Annotated in this window: 16 protein-coding genes; all 16 read right to left on the bottom strand. The window is 52.0% G+C overall.

What is annotated here, in order from left to right:
- Nucleotides 1-172: 172 nt before the first annotated feature.
- A complete protein-coding gene (locus ACKU40_RS12380) occupies nt 173-649 on the bottom strand; it encodes a Spy/CpxP family protein refolding chaperone (protein WP_320173102.1) in 477 nt (158 codons plus the stop codon).
- Between the two features lie 207 nt (nt 650-856).
- Complete coding sequence (locus ACKU40_RS12375) at nt 857-1,519, bottom strand: ABC transporter ATP-binding protein (protein WP_320173101.1); 663 nt, start codon at nt 1,517-1,519, stop codon at nt 857-859.
- A 9-nt stretch (nt 1,520-1,528) separates the two neighbouring features.
- The gene (locus ACKU40_RS12370) at nt 1,529-2,689 is read right to left on the bottom strand and encodes an FtsX-like permease family protein (protein WP_320173100.1); all 1,161 of its coding nucleotides are present in this window, start codon (nt 2,687-2,689) and stop codon (nt 1,529-1,531) included.
- Between the two features lie 9 nt (nt 2,690-2,698).
- Nucleotides 2,699-3,112, bottom strand: a complete 414-nt coding sequence (locus ACKU40_RS12365) for a DUF2318 domain-containing protein (protein ID WP_320173099.1) — start codon at nt 3,110-3,112, stop codon at nt 2,699-2,701.
- A gap of 151 nt (nt 3,113-3,263) precedes the next feature.
- A complete protein-coding gene (locus ACKU40_RS12360) occupies nt 3,264-4,952 on the bottom strand; it encodes a radical SAM protein (protein WP_320173098.1) in 1,689 nt (562 codons plus the stop codon).
- Nucleotides 4,953-5,033: 81 nt separating this feature from the next.
- Nucleotides 5,034-6,311: a cell division protein FtsZ gene (gene ftsZ / locus ACKU40_RS12355; RefSeq protein ID WP_320176383.1), complete on the bottom strand. Its 1,278-nt coding sequence runs from the start codon at nt 6,309-6,311 to the stop codon at nt 5,034-5,036.
- 120 nt (nt 6,312-6,431) lie between these two features.
- On the bottom strand, nt 6,432-7,661 hold the full coding sequence (ftsA, locus tag ACKU40_RS12350) for a cell division protein FtsA (protein ID WP_320173097.1): 1,230 nt from the start codon (nt 7,659-7,661) through the stop codon (nt 6,432-6,434).
- Between the two features lie 54 nt (nt 7,662-7,715).
- The gene (locus ACKU40_RS12345; RefSeq protein ID WP_320173096.1) at nt 7,716-8,570 is read right to left on the bottom strand and encodes an FtsQ-type POTRA domain-containing protein; all 855 of its coding nucleotides are present in this window, start codon (nt 8,568-8,570) and stop codon (nt 7,716-7,718) included.
- Nucleotides 8,567-9,454 carry a UDP-N-acetylmuramate dehydrogenase gene (gene murB, locus ACKU40_RS12340; RefSeq protein WP_320173095.1) on the bottom strand — a complete coding sequence of 296 codons (888 nt, stop codon included), beginning with the start codon at nt 9,452-9,454 and terminating at the stop codon, nt 8,567-8,569. The genes ACKU40_RS12345 and murB overlap by 4 nt, the downstream gene beginning before the upstream one ends.
- Nucleotides 9,455-9,467: 13 nt before the next feature.
- Entirely contained in the window at nt 9,468-10,880 is a 1,413-nt protein-coding gene (gene murC, locus ACKU40_RS12335) for a UDP-N-acetylmuramate--L-alanine ligase (RefSeq protein ID WP_320176382.1), read from the bottom strand.
- A 53-nt stretch (nt 10,881-10,933) separates the two neighbouring features.
- Nucleotides 10,934-12,016 (bottom strand): undecaprenyldiphospho-muramoylpentapeptide beta-N-acetylglucosaminyltransferase, encoded by a 1,083-nt coding sequence (gene murG / locus ACKU40_RS12330; RefSeq protein WP_320173094.1) that lies wholly within the window; start codon nt 12,014-12,016, stop codon nt 10,934-10,936.
- A complete protein-coding gene (gene ftsW / locus ACKU40_RS12325; protein ID WP_320173093.1) occupies nt 12,016-13,131 on the bottom strand; it encodes a putative lipid II flippase FtsW in 1,116 nt (371 codons plus the stop codon). Before ftsW ends, murG begins: the two co-directional genes overlap by 1 nt.
- The gene (murD, locus tag ACKU40_RS12320; RefSeq protein WP_320173092.1) at nt 13,128-14,432 is read right to left on the bottom strand and encodes a UDP-N-acetylmuramoyl-L-alanine--D-glutamate ligase; all 1,305 of its coding nucleotides are present in this window, start codon (nt 14,430-14,432) and stop codon (nt 13,128-13,130) included. Before murD ends, ftsW begins: the two co-directional genes overlap by 4 nt.
- Nucleotides 14,433-14,440: 8 nt before the next feature.
- Entirely contained in the window at nt 14,441-15,520 is a 1,080-nt protein-coding gene (gene mraY, locus ACKU40_RS12315; protein WP_320173091.1) for a phospho-N-acetylmuramoyl-pentapeptide-transferase, read from the bottom strand.
- The gene (gene murF / locus ACKU40_RS12310; RefSeq protein ID WP_320173090.1) at nt 15,517-16,908 is read right to left on the bottom strand and encodes a UDP-N-acetylmuramoyl-tripeptide--D-alanyl-D-alanine ligase; all 1,392 of its coding nucleotides are present in this window, start codon (nt 16,906-16,908) and stop codon (nt 15,517-15,519) included. Before murF ends, mraY begins: the two co-directional genes overlap by 4 nt.
- The gene (locus ACKU40_RS12305) at nt 16,905-18,365 is read right to left on the bottom strand and encodes a UDP-N-acetylmuramoyl-L-alanyl-D-glutamate--2,6-diaminopimelate ligase (RefSeq protein WP_320173089.1); all 1,461 of its coding nucleotides are present in this window, start codon (nt 18,363-18,365) and stop codon (nt 16,905-16,907) included. The genes murF and ACKU40_RS12305 overlap by 4 nt, the downstream gene beginning before the upstream one ends.
- Nucleotides 18,366-18,372 lie beyond the last annotated feature (7 nt).

Here is an 18,372-nt window from a genome sequence, read left to right as displayed (position 1 = left end):
GTGCATGGTTCTCTGCAAAATTGCATGAGGAAGATTCAGAATGTGAATTGTGAGAGGATGACGGTATATAGATATAAAAAAAGAGGCCCGGGGAGGGGGCCTCTTTTCGTCAAAGGGGATGGATGGAGTGTTCTGTATATGTGCAGGATCTTGTTGGGGTTATTTATCTAGCTTATGAGTTCCAACACCCTCTGTTATCATTCTTAGGTCTACGTCCGTTGCGGGGACCGTCGTCATCGAAGCAGCGACCGCCGCCAAGTCCGCGCACGGGCATTTCAATTCCGGTGGCTGTTTCAATTTCACTATTAACCTGTTTGCGGAGGTTGTAAGCCTTGGTTCTCAAGTCGACCATTTCCTTCACCAGTTTGCTGATTGTTTTTTGATCGGCTTTACCGGAATCTACCAGTGCATTCAGTTCAGTGCGCTTTGCCCACATCTGACTTTTAATGCTCTGGAATTCGTCCTGATGTTTTTGAAAGATGGTTTTAACTTCCTGCTGCTTTTCCGGGGTAAGCTGCTCAAAGATCTGTCGGGGGCCGTTATTGTATCCGTTCTGTTCGCCTCCGTGGTAGCCGCCACGGGCCATTGCTGTTCCGGCCATGGTCATAACCATAATTGCAACTACGGGAATCACGATCTTCTTTTTCATAGTTATCTCCTTGCTTGGATGAATTATTATTGTCTCGTAATTCTCCTAAAGCATGGCTCGTGCCAAAGTCTATAACCTCTTAAGTTGTTTGAATTAAGGCTTTATTTCCTTCCTGAACAGTCTGAAAACACTGATGCAATGTTTTGCGCATAGGTGCACAAGTTGTGCAGATATAATGTTAAATTGCACTTAGAAAACTTAATGTTTCTAAATAGTTTTGCCGTCTTCCAGTGCGATTGTGTCTTTGGCCATGCTGGCGTGAACACGGTCATGCGTAACCATGGCTATGGTCAGTCCTTCCTGATTGAGGTTCTGGAGGATTTCTATGATTTCATTGCCGGTTGATTTGTCCAGACTTCCGCAAGGTTCGTCAGCGAAGAGTATGGACGGTGACTTTACCAGAGCCCTTGCAATGGCGACCCTTTGTTGTTCTCCGCCTGAGAGCTGTCCGGGAAGACGATCTTCCTTTCCTGCAAGTCCCACCCGTTCAAGGCAATCCCGTCCGTGTTCCAGTAGTTCTTTCTTGGCCGGTGCCAGTCTGTCCAGAAAGGGCAGGAGTACATTTTCATGGGCAGTGAGATACGGCAGAAGGTGGTGGGATTGGAAGATAATGGAGAATTCTTCTTTTCTGAGCCGGTCAATCTCAGATCCGGGCAGGTTAGTTATTTCGCTGTCCTTGAAATAAACCTGCCCCTGATTGGGTTTGAGCAGGCTTGATATGACGCTTAGCAAAGTTGATTTGCCTGAACCGGAACGGCCGACAATTGAGGTGAATCCACCTTCGGGAATATTGATTGATACGTTGTCCAGAACTGTTACAGCTGCGGACCCTTCGCCATAGCTATGGCTGATTGATTCTGTTCTAAGCATGTTAAATCCTTACAGTGAAACAAGTGTTCTAGATGGATCAACGCGTGTGGCTCGCAGTGAGGGGATAGTTGCGGCAAGCACTGCCAACCCGGCCACAGCCAGAAATGTGATTCCGAAAGCCAGCGGATCAAAGGTAATTTCAGCTTCACCCATGTTCAGGTTCTTGATGATTTCTCCACTGGCAAGGAAACCGCCCAGATAACCGAGAATTCCAGAAATGCAGCCCATGAGCAGGGCCTCAAGACAGAAGATGGAAAATACAGATCCTGTTGAAAATCCCAGTGAGCGCATAAGTCCGATTTCTGTTTTGCGTTCATTAACTGCCGAGAAGATTGACAGTCCGATCATAAAGCAGGCGGTAAGCAGGATAACTCCGCTCACGGTCCAAGCCATCTGATTTACAAAGCTGATGGCAGACATGCGCTGCTTTACAACATGCTGAAGTGCTTTGACTTCTGCCCCCGGGACTGCCTTGACGATTTGCTGTACGATCTCATCAATGGGACACCCGGAGCAAAGTGCGGCAACTTCAATGAAATGAACAGCTCCAGGACGGCCTACACTGTTGCGCAGCAGGTCAATATCCATAAAGATCACATTGTCGTCTTCAGTTCCGGTAGGGTCGAGAATGCCTGTTGTAAGAAGTTTGTTGCCTTCTATCTCAAGCGTGTCTCCTGGGTTAATACCCAGCTTGCCGGCGGCATTGACGCCGATAACAATTTCATTTTGCTTTTCAGGGAAACGTCCACGCGGATACCAATGGGTCTTGATATTCAATTCATCAGCCATGCTGACCCCGACAACCGCAACCTGCTGCCCTTTAATTATCGAAATGGCAGCGAATTTGGGAGCTACGGCGCTAAGCCGCTCTTTTAGATCAATATTGCGAACGGCTTTAAGTACCGGAGTCCCCTGCAATTCGTGGGATCCATAGGCAACATTACCGAGGTCGAGTCCTCCATAACTTACGGACAGGGATTCAGTTTTCGGGGTAATCAGGATGTTAGCCCCGAATTTATTCATTTTTTCTTCAAGGCTGTTGCCCACAACCGTGGAAAGCAGCTGGATGGAAACCACTGACATGACTCCCACTGTGAACACCGCGCAGAGAAGAATGGTGCGCAAAGGGCGGCGGCCGAGGTTACGCAGGGGAATAGTGAAAAGATTCATGCGCACTCCTTAAAAGTACATGGCCCCGGACCTGACCGCATCCAGAGATATTACCAGTTTATCACCTTTGATTTCTCTTTCCAGCGGAGAAGGATTGCAGCCGCCATTGACCACATTGATACGTGTGGAATGGAAACGCATTCCGCAATTGTTGCAGATCATGAAGTCTCCTTTCTGTGAGTAGCCCTTTTTTGAATGGTAGCAGACATCACATGCATCAAAGGCTGCACGGATAATTCCATCCTTGCTGCGGACTACAAAGAAACGGATTTCTTTTCCATTTATATCGATTGAATAGTAGTGGGCCTGCCCGTCGTTTACTTCACTAATCGGGATGTTCAGTTCCTGATCTCCGATCTTCATTCCTGTGAATCCGTTCACGGGCAGCAGCAGAAAAGCCAAAAGCAAAAACATTTTTTTCATGAAAAATTCTCCTGTAAAAATCTATACCAAGGTGGTATGCAATTGCCGTACAAGAAAAATTATTTCAGCAGGTAACGATTTTGAAAGGTGATGAATATAGGGAAGGTAGCGTGTTTTGTGCAACCTGATTGCACAAAAGTGCAATCAGGGATTAAATTTCTTCAAGCCATTGGTGCATGCCGCAGCTTTTGCATTCGGCGCATCCGTCAGGCGGGCAGACCGGTGTTTTTTCGGCTTTTTGGAACCGTTGCCATTCACGCCACAGGTAGGACTTTTTTACTCCGGTATTGATGAAGTCCCATGGCAGGGGAGAGTCTTTATCAAGCTCTTGATCAATAAAGCGATTGATATCGCCTTCGAAAAATTTGGATGCCTTCTTCCAGCCGCCGTTTTCTGCAGCGTAGCTGATGAATTCAGCAAGAGATTCGTCGCCACGGGAAAGTATGCCTTGCAGTCTGGCCTGAAAAGGATTGTCGCCTGAAAAGGCAATTCCTTTATATTTTTTGGTCAGCCCTTTGACCTTGGAAAGAACGTCCTTGAGTTCTTTTTCCGAAGGCATTGCAGCCCACTGCAACGGAGTCCATGGTTTAGGCACAAGGCAACTGGCACCGAAGGTTATGCGCATGAACTGCTTTTTCTTTTTACCCTGACCGCGCTTGCGGGCTTCATCCATCTTGTCAAGCATGAGAGCCAGTTCGTCGTAGTCTTCAGCTGTTTCACCTGGCCAGCCCACAATGACGTAAACCCGTAAATGGTTGACTCCTTTGGCGGCGCAGAGTTCCACAGCGCGCAGGAAATCCTCTTCCTCAAGGTTCTTGCTGGCCGCATCGCGTAAACGCCTGCTGGCTCCTTCAAGAGCTAGGGTTACGGTGCGCACTCCGGATGCGCGCAGGATATCCAGCAATTCCTCGGTAAGTCCGTCAGCGCGAACGGATGAGAGAGAAAATTTGGTCTTACGTTTCTTGAGCCACTCAATGTAAGGGAGCAGGTCGGGCCAGTCTGTGAGGGCTGTGCCTACCAGACCTACCTTGGGCGGATCGGCAAGCTCCACGATCTTCTTGAGCTGGTCAATGGAAGCGTGACGCGGCGGACGGTAGATGTATCCGGCGGCACAGAATCTACAGCCATACGGACAGCCCCGGTTGACCTCCACAAGGAACATGTCCTTGAAGACCGCTTCCGGGCTGATAAAACAGGAATATGCGGGATCGCTCAGGAGGGGCACTCCGTGACCCTCTGAAACCGGTCCCGGAGGCAGCACTGCCCTGCGGACCTGACCTTTGGTCATGCCCGGAACGTAGACGCCGTCCCGGTCTTTGATCAGATCCAGAAATTCATTTTTGCTTCCCCCGTTGTAGATATGCTGCTTCAGTTCGAGGCACAGATCCTTCAATCCCGCTTCAGCTTCTCCTACCCAGAAGAAGTCGAAGAAGGGCGCGATGGGTGCGGGATTGAGGAAGGCCACCGGACCTCCGCCCATAACCAGCGGGAAGTCCGGGCGTTCCGCCGCCAGTGGCGGAACGCCCGAATCTTTCAGCATCCTGACCAGATGGAGGTACTCCTCCTCAAAGTTGATGCTGAAGCCGATCAGGGGAAACTCGGACAGTTCTTTATCACTGTCCATGGAAACAGACGGTTTTCCCGGTTCGCCAAGGAAGAATCGCTCTACCGCAAGCTCCGCGTCCGGAGCCAGCAGACGATAGACAGCCTGCCAACCTAAGGTTGAGAGTGCAGACCCCTTTCGTCCGGGAAAGACAAGAGCCGTGGGCAGACGGCCTCCTGTTTCCTCGGGCGAGGGTTCTTCCTTTCCGTAATAGAAGAATTCCTCATTTACGGACATGGGTTATCCCCGGTGCGGACCGTTTGGTCCGTACTGTTTCCGGTTTATATTCATCACAAGTATATCAGGCGTAATTATTTATTAATCAGCCTGCTTGCGAATGAAGGTCGGAACTTCGAAGTCATCGTCATCATGGAAGATGAATTCTTCTCCACCGGAGTTGGCAGCCTGTTTGGGCTTGAGCTGTACAGGCTCACGGTTTACGGCCGCTTCAGTAGGCTTGCTTGCAGTGTGGCGCAGGTAAGCGGGAATGGAGCGGTCTTCTTCAGCGTGGGCGCTGCCCATCTGATGAACGTTGGTAGTTTCTTTATGTTTTGGTGCCATACCTCTGGGAGTGAGGTTGGGGCGCTGGGGCTGTCCGAAAGACTGCTGCTCAACGGGCGGGGTAGTGGCCTGCTCTGCAGCGCTGTCGATTCCGGTAGCAATAACGGTGATGCGCATTTCATCGCCAACTTCCGGGTCGAATACAGTACCGAAGAAGATCTGTGCTTCTTCGTGTGCTTCTTCGTAGATGATGTTGGCTGCTTCGCTGACTTCATCAATGGTCATGTCAGGGGAGCAGGTGATGTTGATGAGTACGCCTTTTGCGCCTTCGATTGAAACATCTTCGAGCAGCGGGCTGGTGATAGCTTTCATTGCTGCTTCACGTGCCCTGTTTTCTCCGCGAGCGATACCGGTACCCATGAGGGCGAGACCGGAGCTGGACATAACAGCCTGTACGTCGGCAAAGTCAAGGTTGATCAGACCGTGAACAGTGATCAGGTCTGCAATACCCTTGACGCCGTAGTAGAGGACTTCGTCAGCTTTTTTCAGCATTTCGGAGAAAGCTGCTTTTTTGGCGGCAAGCTGGAGCAGACGGTCGTTGGGAATGGTGATGATGGAGTCAACCACCTTCTTGAGTTCCTCAATACCTTTTTCTGCCTGCAGCAGTCTGCGCTTGCCTTCGAAATAGAAAGGTTTGGTTACAACGGCAACGGTCAGTGCACCGGCTTCTTTTGCAACTTCAGCGATAACAGGAGCAGCACCGGTACCGGTTCCGCCGCCCATACCTGCGGTTACGAAAACCATGTCGCAGTCGCTTACGAGTTCACGAATCTGTTCAATGGATTCGAGAGCTGCATTTTTACCCACATCGGGGTTAGCGCCTGCACCGAGGCCTTTGGTCAGTTTGTCGCCGAGCTGAATTTTGTATTCAGCCAGAGATTTGTTGATGTCCTGTGCATCGGTGTTAGCTACGATGAAGCGCACACCGGAGAGTGCGGACTGAATCATGTTGTTGATAGCGTTACCGCCACCACCACCACAACCGATAACCTTGATTCTGGCCTGACCGTCGTTTTCAATTTCCATGTAATCCATCATCATTTTTGATTTCCCCTGTTAAACTTTTGCTGCTTGCTTTTCCGTGATCGGGGTCGGAAAAGAACTCCATGCCTTAGTCCACTGATTAACGCCAACCTTCAATGGCGAAACATCTTTTTATGCGATGTCAGTGAACCATTTGCGCATCCTGCCCAGAATGCGGTTGAAAACATTTTCGTCACGGATTCTGAAGACTTGCTCAGTGCTACCTTCTTTTTCCGCGCCGTACATGAGCAGCCCTACTGCAGTGGCGTATTTGGGACTGCTGACAACATCCTTAAGGCCTCCCATGCCTGCGGGATAGCCAATGCGGACCGGCAGATCAAAAATCTGCTCCGCCAGTTCCTGCATTCCGTCCACGAGAGATGTGCCGCCGGTGAGAACTACCCCGGCTGCAATCATATTTTTGTACCCGCTGCGGACCAGCTCCTGATCAACCAGTGACAGGATTTCCTCACAACGAGGTTCGCAGATCTCAGCCAGTACTCTCTTGGACATTTTGCGGTGATCACGGCCACCTACGGAAGGCACGTCAATGGTCTCGTCAGTAGTGACAAGATCGGTAAGTGCTGTCCCGTATTTGACTTTGATCTGTTCCGCAGACCCCATGGGCGTTCTCAGCCCGAATGCAATGTCGTTAGTCAGGTTGTTACCGCCGAGGGCAATAACAGAAGTATGTTTGATTGAATCATTGGCGAAAATTGCCAGATCAGTGGTACCACCCCCGATATCCACTATGGCAACGCCGATTTCCCTTTCTTCTTCGGAAAGAACGGCCTTGCTGGAAGCCAGTGATTCAAGAACTATGTCGGAAACGTCCAGCCCTGAACGGTGGCAGGAACGGATGATGTTCTGTGCGGAGGTTACCGCGCCGGTGACGATGTGGACCTTTACTTCAAGGCGCACACCGGCCATGCCCAGCGGATCGGCAATGCCGCGCTGATCGTCAACAATGTATTCCTGCGGCAGGGTGTGAATCACTTCCCTGTCCAGAGGAATGGCAACAGCTTTAGCTGCGTCGATAACCCGGTCGACATCCTTCTGGGTTACTTCGCCGCCTTTAACTGCGATAACGCCGTGGCTGTTGAAACCTTTGATGTGGCTGCCTGCGATTCCCGCGTATACGGAGCGGATTTCGCAGCCGGCCATGAGTTCAGCCTCTTCAAGAGCCTTCTTGATGGACTGCACTGTCTGCTCAATGTTTACCACCACGCCTTTGCGCAGTCCGGTGGACGGGGCTGTGCCGATGCCGACAATGTCGACTCCGTCCGCGGTGGGTTCTCCCACAACTGCGCAGATCTTTGTGGTGCCGACATCGAGGCCGACGATCAGATCAGACTTGGACATAATTTTTTTCTCCTCATCATCCTTGTAAATTCGGGGTATTGCCGATTGCGGCAATCATTTCCCGGAGCTGCGTTTTTCAACCCAGACCCTGTTTTTCCCGGTTGAAATGACTGCCACGTCCCTGAACTCACCCCTATTCTTGAGGTCTTTCCAAACTGTGTTCAGGTGTGAAAGCTGTTCTTGCCAGTTGTCGAGGCCCAGCAGCACCGTAAGGCCGAGCCTGTCCATAAAAATTTCCATACGGTTGCCGCCTTTGATGTCAATCCAGGCAATCTGGCCCGGATCAAAGGGCAGCTCCCTTTTGCTGAGCATGTTCATGAATTCCGGCAGGATCCCTGCCTTGTCCATGGCTTCAGATTCAATATTCAGGAACGGCAGGGAGCTGAACTTGCCCGGAGCTACCGGAGCAATAAGTTCACCGTTGCTGTCGCAGTAATAAAGAGCATCATTGTTGCGGACCATGAAGCGGGGCTTTTTCTCGCGTACATGAATCTGCATCTTAGCTGGCAGTTGCCTTCTTACCGCAGCCGATTCAATCCAGAGGTTGTCACTGAGCCTGTTTTCCACTTCGCTGATGTTTACCGCAAGGCTGTTCTTGTTCAGGTTCACATCTGCGATGTTCAGGATTTCACCGTAACTCAAACGATGATTCCCGCTGACCTTGATGTCCTGCAACGCAAAGTAGGGCAGGGCGGTAACCCAGCGGTATCCTGCAAGGCAGCCGATACCGACCATAGCCAGTACCAGCAGGCAGGCCCCGGAAATGCAAAGCTTACGCACCAGGGCAGCGAAAATACCACCGATAGGCTGCGAGGGATTCTTGCGCTTCTTGGTCTTGTTGCGGCTGGTCCTGCTTTTTCCTGATTTGCTCAGGTTCAACCTGCTTTTGTTCAGTCCTGCTACGCTCATGACAGTATTATGACCTCCGGCTTTAAAGTGACGCCGAACTTATCAGCCACGACTTCGGTTGCCTGCGACATGAGTTCCAGTGCCTGAGCTGCGGTGCCGCCTCCCTTGTTTTCAAGGAAGTTTGCGTGCATTTCGGAAAAGCCCATACCGCCGAGGTTTCTGCCTCTGAATCCGGCATCGTCGAGCAGCTTGCCCGCACTGTGTCCTTCCGGATTCTTGAAAACGCACCCGGCTGTCTTGGCTGTGACAGGCTGGGTAGCTTTTTTCTTTTCAAAAGTTTCTTTAATCCGTGCCCGGACATTTTCTTCTGTGGACTGCGAAAGTTCGAATTCAACTTCCCAGACCAGAAAGAATTCGTCTTCGTTCTGGTTCTTAGTATCAATGGAAAAGTGGCGGTAGCCCCATTTCAGTTCTGGTGCTTCCTTCCAGAAAAGTCCCTTGGAAGGAGTCCAGATTCGAACCCGTTTAACGGAAGCCTGCATGTCAGTCCCGTATGATCCGGCATTCATGGCAATGGAACCGCCCACGGAACCGGGGATTCCTGCCAGTCCTTCCATGCCGGAAAGACTGTTTTTAATGAGCACTGAAAGCAGCCCCGGCAAACGCATGTCTGCAGGAACCAGCACGCTGGTACCGGAAATCTGCGCTTCGGCTTTGCGTTCACAGGCCACCTGTACAAGTGCGAGGTTAAGTTCCCCGTCCCCGGCGAGCATGTTGCTTCCTTCACCGATGGCAAGCAGGCCGGAACCTTCGCGCTCAACAAAGCGGGAGAGTTCGTCCAGACCGGCTTCATCGCGCACCTTTGCCAGAACACGGGCGTTTCCGCCAATGCCAAGGGAGGTGAGCTTAGCCATGCTCGGTTTATGAAGCAATTCCAGTGTCATATATATGTTTCCGCTATAAAGCTGTTATTTCTTCCGGCTTGAGAACTTTTTCGCCGTCCTCTTCCAGATATTTCAAAAACTTTTCGCCCACGGTGTAAATCGATCCTGCACCCTGAGTGATGAAAAGGTCGCCGGGCTTGAGGATATTGGGCAGTTCGTTCTGCATCATTTCAAAGTCCGGGTAAAAGCGGACCTTGGTGTCGCTGACCTGTCTGATTCCCTGCGCAAGAGACATCCCGTTTACGCCCGGAATGGGTGATTCGGAAGCAGGGTAAATCTCAGTCAGCAACAGTTCATCGGCTTTTTCAAAGGTCTTGCAGAATTCGCCGAACAGGGCCTGTGTGCGGGTGAACCTGTGCGGCTGGAAAGCAACTACCAGCCTGCGATGAGGAAAGCACGATTTGGCGGTTTCAATGGTGGCCATAATTTCAGCGGGGTGATGACCGTAATCGTCTACCACGAGGATACCTTTGGATTCACCTTTCTTTTCAAACCTGCGGCCGACACCCATGAAGTTGGAGAGGCCGGAAAGGATCACTTTCGGGTCAAGTCCTGCTTCGAGGGAAACTCCGATGGCTCCCAGAGCGTTAAGCACATTGTGCTTGCCCGGCTGGGCCAGAGAAACTTCACCGATAAGTTCTTCATCAAGGTAGACTTTGAACAGGGAGCGAACTTCGCAGGACAGGATTTCGCCGCGCAGTCTGTTGCCCTTGTTCAAGCCGTAGGTCATACAGGGCCGCTTGATGGAGGGCAGCAGTCTTTGCACGCCCGGATCATCGCCGCAGACCACGTTCATTCCGTAGAAAGGAATGGAGTTCATGAATTTGCGGAATGATTCATCAATTGCATCCTGACCGCCGTAGAAATCAAGGTGGTCCTTATCCACGTTGGTAACCACAGTGATGATCGGCGCGAGGCAGAGGAATGATCCGTCGGATTCATCCGCTTCGGCGATGAGGAACTGTCCGTCGCCAAGGCGGGCGTTACTGCCGAAGGTATTCAGCCTGCCGCCGATGATGACTGTGGGGTCCAGTTCGGCTTCAGTGAAAATAGTTGCCAGCAGAGAGGTGGTAGTGGTCTTGCCGTGGGTTCCCGCAACTGCGATACCTGTGCGAAGGCGCATAAGTTCGGCCAGCATCTCCGCTCTGGGAATGATGGGGATGCCCAGTTCGCGTGCTTTGACCAATTCAGGGTTGTCATCAGAAATTGCTGTGGACTTAACCACTACGTCGGCGTCATTAACATTGTCCGCGCCATGTCCGATGAAGACCTGTGCTCCCATTTTGAGTAGGCGTTTCACAGGCGCACCGGCTGCCAGATCGGAACCGGTCACGGTGAAGCCCATATTGATCAATACCTCGGCAATGCCGCTCATGCCCGAGCCGCCGATACCGATCATGTGGATGTTGCCAACTCTGCTGCGCATGATGGGACATGCGGTGTCCGTTACTAAGGGTACACTCGGTCCTTCTGCTGCGATCATGCTGCACCTCTCACTGTTTTCATTCTAATAATATCTCCAACGCCTTCCGCGATAGCGGAGGCCGCATCAGTCCTGGCAAATGAAAGGGCCTTGCTTCCCATACCTTTCAGCCTGTCCTGATCCGCAATCAGTTTAATAATTTCATCGGCCAGCCTAGTTCCGCTCAGTTCAGCCTGCGGAATGAGTTCTGCCGCTCCCAGATCAGCCAGAGAACGGGCGTTGCCGGTCTGGTGGTCGTGGGTGGCATGCGGAAACGGGATAAATATGGCTGGCTTGCCCGCTGCCGCTACTTCGAAAACAGTGGATGCTCCGGCTCTGCATACAACGAGTGAAGCTTCGGCATATGCTTCGCCCATGTTGTGTATGAACGGGGAGACCTTTTCGGTATCCATGCCGTTCTGCTCGTAACCCTTTCGGACTTTTTCAAAATCAGCTTTTCCGGTCTGGTGGCGCAGGCTGATTCCCGCTTCCTTGAGCTTGGCAAGTCCGTCGATGATGGCATCGTTGATGGCTGCCGCGCCCTGACTTCCACCGAAGACCAGAACTGTATTTCTGTCCGCACAGTTGCCGGAGTCGATTATCTCTTTACGGACCGGATTACCAACCACAACGGTCTTGGCTGCGGGGAATGATCCGTTCCTGTCCTCAAAGGAGGCAAAAATTCTTTTTACAACCTTGCCCAGAATGCGGTTGGTCACTCCGGGGACGCTGTTCTGCTCGTGGATCGCTGTGGGTATTCCAAGCAGCCATGCTGCCAGTACCGGACAGAATCCGGCGTATCCGCCGAATCCGATTACTGCTTCAGGCTTAAAGGAAGCAATTTCCTTAAATGACATGGTCATTGCCGATACAATCCAGAACAAACTGAAAACTTTTTTAATGCCGCCGCCCAGAACACCTTTTGCGGGGAGTCCCTTGAAGGGGATACCAGCCCGTTCAACCATTTCCCGTTCCGGTCCCTTGCCGCCGAGAAAGAGAATCTCGCACTGCGGGAAACGGGTTTTGATCTCATGGGCAACGGCCAGTGCGGGGAAAACATGTCCCCCGGTGCCGCCGGTGGTCAGGACTATACGCTTCATCAGACTTTCCCCCTGGAAAGATTCAGGAGGATGCCTATGCAGATGCATGAGATCATCAGGCTTGATCCGCCGTAGCTGACGAAAGGCATGGGAACGCCTTTGGGCGGTACGGTTCCCATTACCACTGCGAGGTTGAGGCAGAAGCCCAGAGCCAGCATGATGGTAAGTCCGTAGGCGGTAAAGCGGTCCTGCAGATCTTCCTGTGCCAGCGCGATTTTGAATCCACGCCAGACAAGGAAAGCGATTACGGAAAAAACGGCCAGTACACCGAGAAAGCCAAGTTCCTCACCCACAACAGCCATGATGAAGTCGTTGTGCGCTTCGGGGAGGAAGAAAAGTTTCTGCTTACCCGCACCCAGTCCCTGACCGAAGATATTTCCCGAACCGAAAGCATACAGGGACTGCACCAACTGGTAGCCTTCCTCGTGTGCGGACTTGAAGGGGTCAATGAACGCGGTCATGCGTTTAAGCCTGTACGGGGAGCTGGTAATAAGCATATATCCGGCTCCACCTGCGAAAATCAGCGAAGTCAGCAGATAGCTGATTCTGGTTCCGCCCACGAGGCTCATAAAAAATAAGATCATGCACAAAAAGACCGATCCGCCGAAGTCCGGCTGCATCATAAGCAGCAGGCAGAGTGCGCCGGTAATGGCGAAAGGCGGTAAAAAGCCTACGCTGAAAGTCTTAATCAATTCCTGCTTGCGTGAGAAAAAGTAAGCCAGATAAAGAACCAGCGCCGGTTTGCAGAATTCAAGCGGCTGAATTCGCATGGGGCCTAAGGCGATCCAGCGTTTAGCGCCACCAGCCGCTACCGATAGAGGTGAGAAATCGCAAAGCAGCAGGAGCACGAAAGCTGCCATGAGCCAGACATAGACCATGTTGTAGAAAAAGCCTTTGGGTAAACGGGAGCAGATGTACATCAGGCATGTTCCTACCACGAGAAATACCGCCTGCTTCTTGAAGAAGAGGTATTTGTCGTCAAAGAAACGCTCGGCCATGATTCCACTGGCGGAAAGGACCATCATCAGTCCGAAGCAGGCCAGCAGCAGTGCCGCGGCCAGCAGCCAGTAATCTAAGCGTTCTGGTTTACCGGAGAGGTTCTTTTTCTTATTCAAGACAGTTCCTCCATGATCCTTTTAAAATCATCTCCTCTGGCAGGGTACCCGGTGTAAGCGTCAAAGCTTGCAGTTGCCGGGGAAAGCAGGATTGTGTCGCCTGCTTTGGAATTTGCAAAAAGGGCACGCACAGCCTTTTCAAGGTTCTCGTGCCAAGAAATTTTAAATTCATCCTTAAGTGCAGGTTCGAAGTGCTCGCGTCCTGCTCCGAAAAGTCCGACTTCTACAACCTTGTCGCGCATGGCAGGAATGATTTTCCTGACGTCGCCACCCTTGAACACACCGCCCAGCAGCAAACGGACCGGCCCGTCAAAGCTGTTCAGAGCTGCACGGACCGCATCAAGGTTGGTGCCTTTGGAGTCGTTGATGAAACGGACACCATCCACCGCTCCGATATCTTGAATACGGTGCGGTTTTCCGACAAAAGTTTTAAGTCCTGCATCAAATTCTTCACGGGTCAGTCCCATTTTTTCCAGTGCCAGCCATGCTGCTTCAATGTTCAGGCAGTTGTGCTTGCCGGGAAGATTGGGCTGTTCTTCAAAAGTCGAACCGTCAAACCATCTGACCTCGGCCTTGGTAAAGCTTGCCGGATCAAGTTCGTCTTTCATGTCTGCAGGCAGGATAGCCAGTTCGTCTTCGCTCTGGCGCTCGAAAATTTTCAGCTTGGCCTGCAGGTACTCGTCCATGTCCTCATGGTAGTTGAGATGGTTGGGCGAGATGTTGAGCAGGATTGCTGCCTGCGGCCTGAACAATCGGCAGTTCTGGAGCTGGAAGCTGGACACTTCGAGAACCAGTATGTCGGCTTTTCCGTCTTCGTAAATGAATTCGGAAAGGGGAGTGCCGTAGTTGGCTCCGGCGAATGCCGTTCTGCCGGACTCTTCCAGAATGTGCGTAATGAGCGCGGTGGTGGTTGTCTTGCCGTTGGTTCCGGTGATGGCGATCTTGGGCTCATTGGCAAACCATGAGGCTAATTCCAGTTCGGAAATGATGGCCCGTTCCGGAAGGTTACCGATAAACGGAGCGATATTGCGAGCCGGAATACCGGGGCTGGCAACTATCACGTCCGCTCCCGCGAATTGCGCTTCGCAGAAAGGCCCGGTCATGAGCTGGGCGTCCGGGCCGAGACCTTCAAGGATGTCTTCGGTCAGGTCTTCATTGCTGTCCACAATGCGCACGGTGGCCTTGAGCTTGTGCAGCAGTTTTGCTGCGGCAAGACCTGATCTTCCGGCTCCGGCTACAACTGCCAGCCTTCCGGTGAACATGCGGGTCGAGGTGACCTGTTCTACAAATGCGCTGTCCATAACATCCTTTACCTGATCTTCAGGGTACTTAAGGCCATAAGAGCCATTAAAATGGAGATGATCCAGAATCGGATTACGATCTTTGATTCCGGTACTCCCTTGTGTTCAAAATGATGGTGCAACGGTGCCATGCGGAAAATTCGCTTGCCGCCGCTGACCTTGAAATAACTGACCTGCATGATCACCGAGATGGTCTCGAATACGAAGACTCCGCCGACGATGATCAGCAGTAATTCCTGCTTGCAGAGTACGGCGATGAAACCGAGCACGCCGCCGATACTTAAGGAACCTACATCGCCCATGAAAATCTGGGCCGGATAGGCGTTGTACCAGAGGAATCCAAGCCCTGCGCCGACCAGTGCTCCGCAGAAGACTGTTACCTCACCAACGCCCGGAACATGCGGAACGTTGAGGTAGTTTGCCATGCCGATATGCCCGGCAATGTAGATAAAAAATGCATAACAGGTGGCACTTGTGATGGAAGGTCCGATAGCCAGTCCGTCCAGTCCGTCTGTTAAGTTAACCCCGTTGGATGCTCCGATCATGACCAGCAGGGCGAAAGGCAGGTACATCCAGCCGAGGTTCGGGGTAAAATTCTTGAAGAACGGCACTGCCAGTTCAGTTGAATAAGCAGGCTGCATGATCAGCAGTCCGACAGCTATTCCGGCTACCAGCAACTGCCCCAAAAGCTTGGCCTTGGGGGATATCCCCTTGTTCTGCTTGCCACGGATCTTGGTGTAGTCATCCACAAAGCCGACCAGACCGAATCCGGCAAAGACCAGCATGGTCAGCCAGACGTAGATGTTGGTCAGGTCTGCCCAGAGCATGGTGGAAACAAGTACTCCGAATCCGAGCAGCAGGCCGCCCATGGTCGGGGTTCCGGCCTTACATTTGTGCAGTTCACCGACCTCGTCCTGGATATACTGACCGCATTTGATCTTCTGCAGCCAGCGCATCATCATGGGACCGAGCACAATGGTGATAACCAGTGCGGTCAGCAGGGCGTAGATGGAGCGGAAAGTGATATAACGGAATACATTCAGTGCTCCGATTTGCGCGCTCAGGGGAACTAGAAAATGATAGATCATGCTTTGTCTCCTTCGTTCTCCCCGTTAATGTCGTTGTTCAGTGCGTAGAAGTAATCTTCCATGTGGCAGGACCTCGACCCTTTAAAGAGGACCACCGCATCACTGAGACCAAGTTCATGTATTCCATTCAAAAATTCGATAGGCTGTTTTACCGGAACCAGGGTGGAGCCGTTTGTCTGGGAGGCTACCTCTGAGTAGTGCTTCCCGTGATAAAAAGTTGCTTCCGGTCTGGTTTCGGCAATCTTGCTGCCGAGGTCGCAATGAGCACATCCGGCTTCTTCGCCAAGTTCAAGCATGTCTCCGAGTACCAAAACCAGTGGTCTGTCATCGGCAATGCGTTTGGCAGTCTCGATGGCCCGGCTCATGGACAGCGGGTTGGCATTGTATGAATCATCGATAAGTGTCCATTTACCGTGGGTGTGGCAGTGGAAGCGCTGCTTGGGCAGCTCTACGGTTGCCAGTCTTTCCGCAATCTCGGTCAATTCTATGCCCAGCTGATGTGCGGCGCAGGTTACTGCTGCTGCGTTTTCCGCAAAATGGGAACCGCAGGTGGGCAGAATAACTTCAGCTGTTTCATCTCCGGCCTTGATCAGAAACCTTCCGGAACCGTCAGGCAGGGTGTGCAGCAGGGTGCTGTAGTATTCTGCGTTCTCATCCTGTGAGGAAAAAGGAACAGGCTTGGATATTTTATTCGCTGCATTCCAGAGCAGTTCGTGATCCTTGCAGCACAGTGCTACGCCTTCGGGACGGATGTATTTAAAAAGTGAGGATTTCTGATCAGCCACGTTTTCCAGCGATCCGAGACCTTCAAGGTGTGCGGGCCCGATGTTGTGAACAATTGCCATGTCGGGCTGGGCAATAGGGCCAAGCTCGCTCATATCATGGGGCAGACTGATGCCCAGTTCCATGACCCAGTATGTCTCTTCGCCTGTTGCTTCGAGCATGGACAGGGGCAATCCGAGCTGGTTGTTCAGATTCATGAAATTTTTATGTACGGAGCCGGAACCTGAAAGCACATGGGCAAGCATTTCCTTGACCGTGGTCTTTCCGGCTGAACCGGTAACGGCAATCATGCGGGCATTGGATTTCATACGCCAGTATGCGGCAACACGGCCAAGAGCCTGTACGGTGTCTTTGACCATGATAGTCGGTTTGCCCTCAAATTCAGGCATGAACTGGGAAACCACAACCGCAACTGCCCCGGCATCAAAAGCCTGCTGGACAAAGTTGTGGCCGTCGAAATTTTCCCCTTCAATGCAGAAGAAGACATCACCTTTTTTCACAAGCCTGCTGTCAATGCGCACGGCTGCGATTTGGATGTCTGCCGCAGAGGGTAGATCGCTGCTCCCCATGAGCTGTTCTTCGAGTTCACATAAGGTCAGCTTCAACCGTATATCTCCTTAATTGCCTTTAGGACTTCTTCGCTGTCGCTGAAGTCCCGCTTTTCCGTACCGATAATCTGGTAAGTTTCGTGTCCTTTGCCTGCGATGAGCAGCACGTCATCCTTGGTCATTTCCGCAACCGCCTTGCGAATAGCTTCGGCACGGTCAACTTCTTCGATAACGTGGTCACAGCCTTTGAGTCCGGGCCGTGCATCTTCGATGATCTTCATGGGATCTTCGGTGCGCGGGTTGTCCGAGGTCAGCACAGCCACATCGGAATAGCGGCAGGCTGCTTCAGCCATCAGCGGACGTTTGGAACGGTCGCGGTCTCCGCCGCAGCCGAACACAGTTATAACCTTTTTGAAATCAAGGTCTTTCAGAGAACGCAGGACGTTGTCCAGCGCATCCGGGGTGTGGGCGTAGTCCACGAAAATATTGAGTCCCTGATCATTGCGGACCCGTTCGAGCCTGCCGGGAACACCGTCAAAATCCTTGAAAACATCCATCTGCGCGGGAGTAAGTCCCATGTGCAGACCGATGGCCTGAGCTGCGAGAAGGTTGGAACCGTTGAACTTACCGATAAGGTCTGTTTCGATTTCCCACTGTTCGCCGTCGCAGGTCATTTTGAGGCGCATGCCGTCTCCGGTGCAGGAAACCATCTCACCACACAGGGATTTGCAGCCCGTGGCGCAGGAAGCGTTCATGCCGTAACCGATGGCCGGGGAGTAGCATTCCAGCAGACGTCTGCCGAAGGGATCATCAAAGTTGATGATCCCTCGTTTAAGTGCGCTGGGGTAATGCTGGAAGAGCATGCATTTGGCCTTGAAGTATTCTTCCATGTCTCCGTGGTAATCGAGGTGGTCCTGAGTGACGTTGGTGATTACAGCAGCGTCAAATTTAAGGCCGCAAACACGGTTCTGGTGCAGGGCATGGGAGGATACTTCCATAACTGCTACATCAACATTTGCAGCAGCCATTTTGGCGAGCATTTCGTGCAGCTGCCAGCACCCGGGTGTGGTCAACGGTGCTTCCTGTTCATAGCCGGGCCAGCGGTAGCTGACTGTACCGAGCACGCCCACCTTCATTCCGGCGGAAGAAAGCAGTTGTTCGATCAGGTAAGTGGTGGTGGTTTTACCGTTTGTTCCGGTTATGCCCACCAGCTTGATCTTGCTGTCTGCGGTCTTGAAATAGGTCATAGCCAGTTCGCCCAGAGCTTCACGGGGGGATGGGTGGGGGATCAGCTCAGCAGAACCGGTTTCAATCTCTTTTTCGCAAACGATGTAAGCGGCACCTTTCTCAAGTGCCTGAGGCACGAAATCAGCACCGTCACTAAGAGGACCGGAAATGGCGACAAATACATCACCTTCGCGGACTTCCCGTGAATCTGTCTGGACCATCAACCCATCGCTGACCTTGGCGAGAAGTGCGTCCCATTTTGCTTTATTCAGTACTGTTTTCGACATAAAAATT

This window comes from Maridesulfovibrio sp. (assembly GCF_963666665.1).
GTDB lineage: Bacteria > Desulfobacterota > Desulfovibrionia > Desulfovibrionales > Desulfovibrionaceae > Maridesulfovibrio.
The sequence above is the reverse complement of the archived record's forward strand: the minus strand, read 5'-3'. Positions and strand labels throughout refer to the sequence as shown.

Excerpts from the sequence above, each read along its gene's own strand:
- ACKU40_RS12380 (WP_320173102.1), bottom strand. The coding sequence starts at position 649 with ATGAAAAAGAAGATCGTGATTCCCGTAGTTGCAATTATGGTTATGACC.
- murG (WP_320173094.1), bottom strand. The coding sequence starts at position 12,016 with ATGAAGCGTATAGTCCTGACCACCGGCGGCACCGGGGGACATGTTTTC.
- ftsZ (WP_320176383.1), bottom strand. The coding sequence starts at position 6,311 with ATGGATTACATGGAAATTGAAAACGACGGTCAGGCCAGAATCAAGGTT.
- murC (WP_320176382.1), bottom strand. The coding sequence starts at position 10,880 with ATGCGCAGCAGAGTTGGCAACATCCACATGATCGGTATCGGCGGCTCG.
- ACKU40_RS12375 (WP_320173101.1), bottom strand. The coding sequence starts at position 1,519 with ATGCTTAGAACAGAATCAATCAGCCATAGCTATGGCGAAGGGTCCGCA.
- ACKU40_RS12345 (WP_320173096.1), bottom strand. The coding sequence starts at position 8,570 with ATGAGCGTAGCAGGACTGAACAAAAGCAGGTTGAACCTGAGCAAATCA.
- ACKU40_RS12305 (WP_320173089.1), bottom strand. The coding sequence starts at position 18,365 with ATGTCGAAAACAGTACTGAATAAAGCAAAATGGGACGCACTTCTCGCC.
- ACKU40_RS12365 (WP_320173099.1), bottom strand. The coding sequence starts at position 3,112 with ATGAAAAAAATGTTTTTGCTTTTGGCTTTTCTGCTGCTGCCCGTGAAC.
- mraY (WP_320173091.1), bottom strand. The coding sequence starts at position 15,520 with ATGATCTATCATTTTCTAGTTCCCCTGAGCGCGCAAATCGGAGCACTG.
- ACKU40_RS12370 (WP_320173100.1), bottom strand. The coding sequence starts at position 2,689 with ATGAATCTTTTCACTATTCCCCTGCGTAACCTCGGCCGCCGCCCTTTG.
- ftsA (WP_320173097.1), bottom strand. The coding sequence starts at position 7,661 with ATGTCCAAGTCTGATCTGATCGTCGGCCTCGATGTCGGCACCACAAAG.
- murB (WP_320173095.1), bottom strand. The coding sequence starts at position 9,454 with ATGACACTGGAATTGCTTCATAAACCGAGCATGGCTAAGCTCACCTCC.
- murD (WP_320173092.1), bottom strand. The coding sequence starts at position 14,432 with ATGGACAGCGCATTTGTAGAACAGGTCACCTCGACCCGCATGTTCACC.
- ACKU40_RS12360 (WP_320173098.1), bottom strand. The coding sequence starts at position 4,952 with ATGTCCGTAAATGAGGAATTCTTCTATTACGGAAAGGAAGAACCCTCG.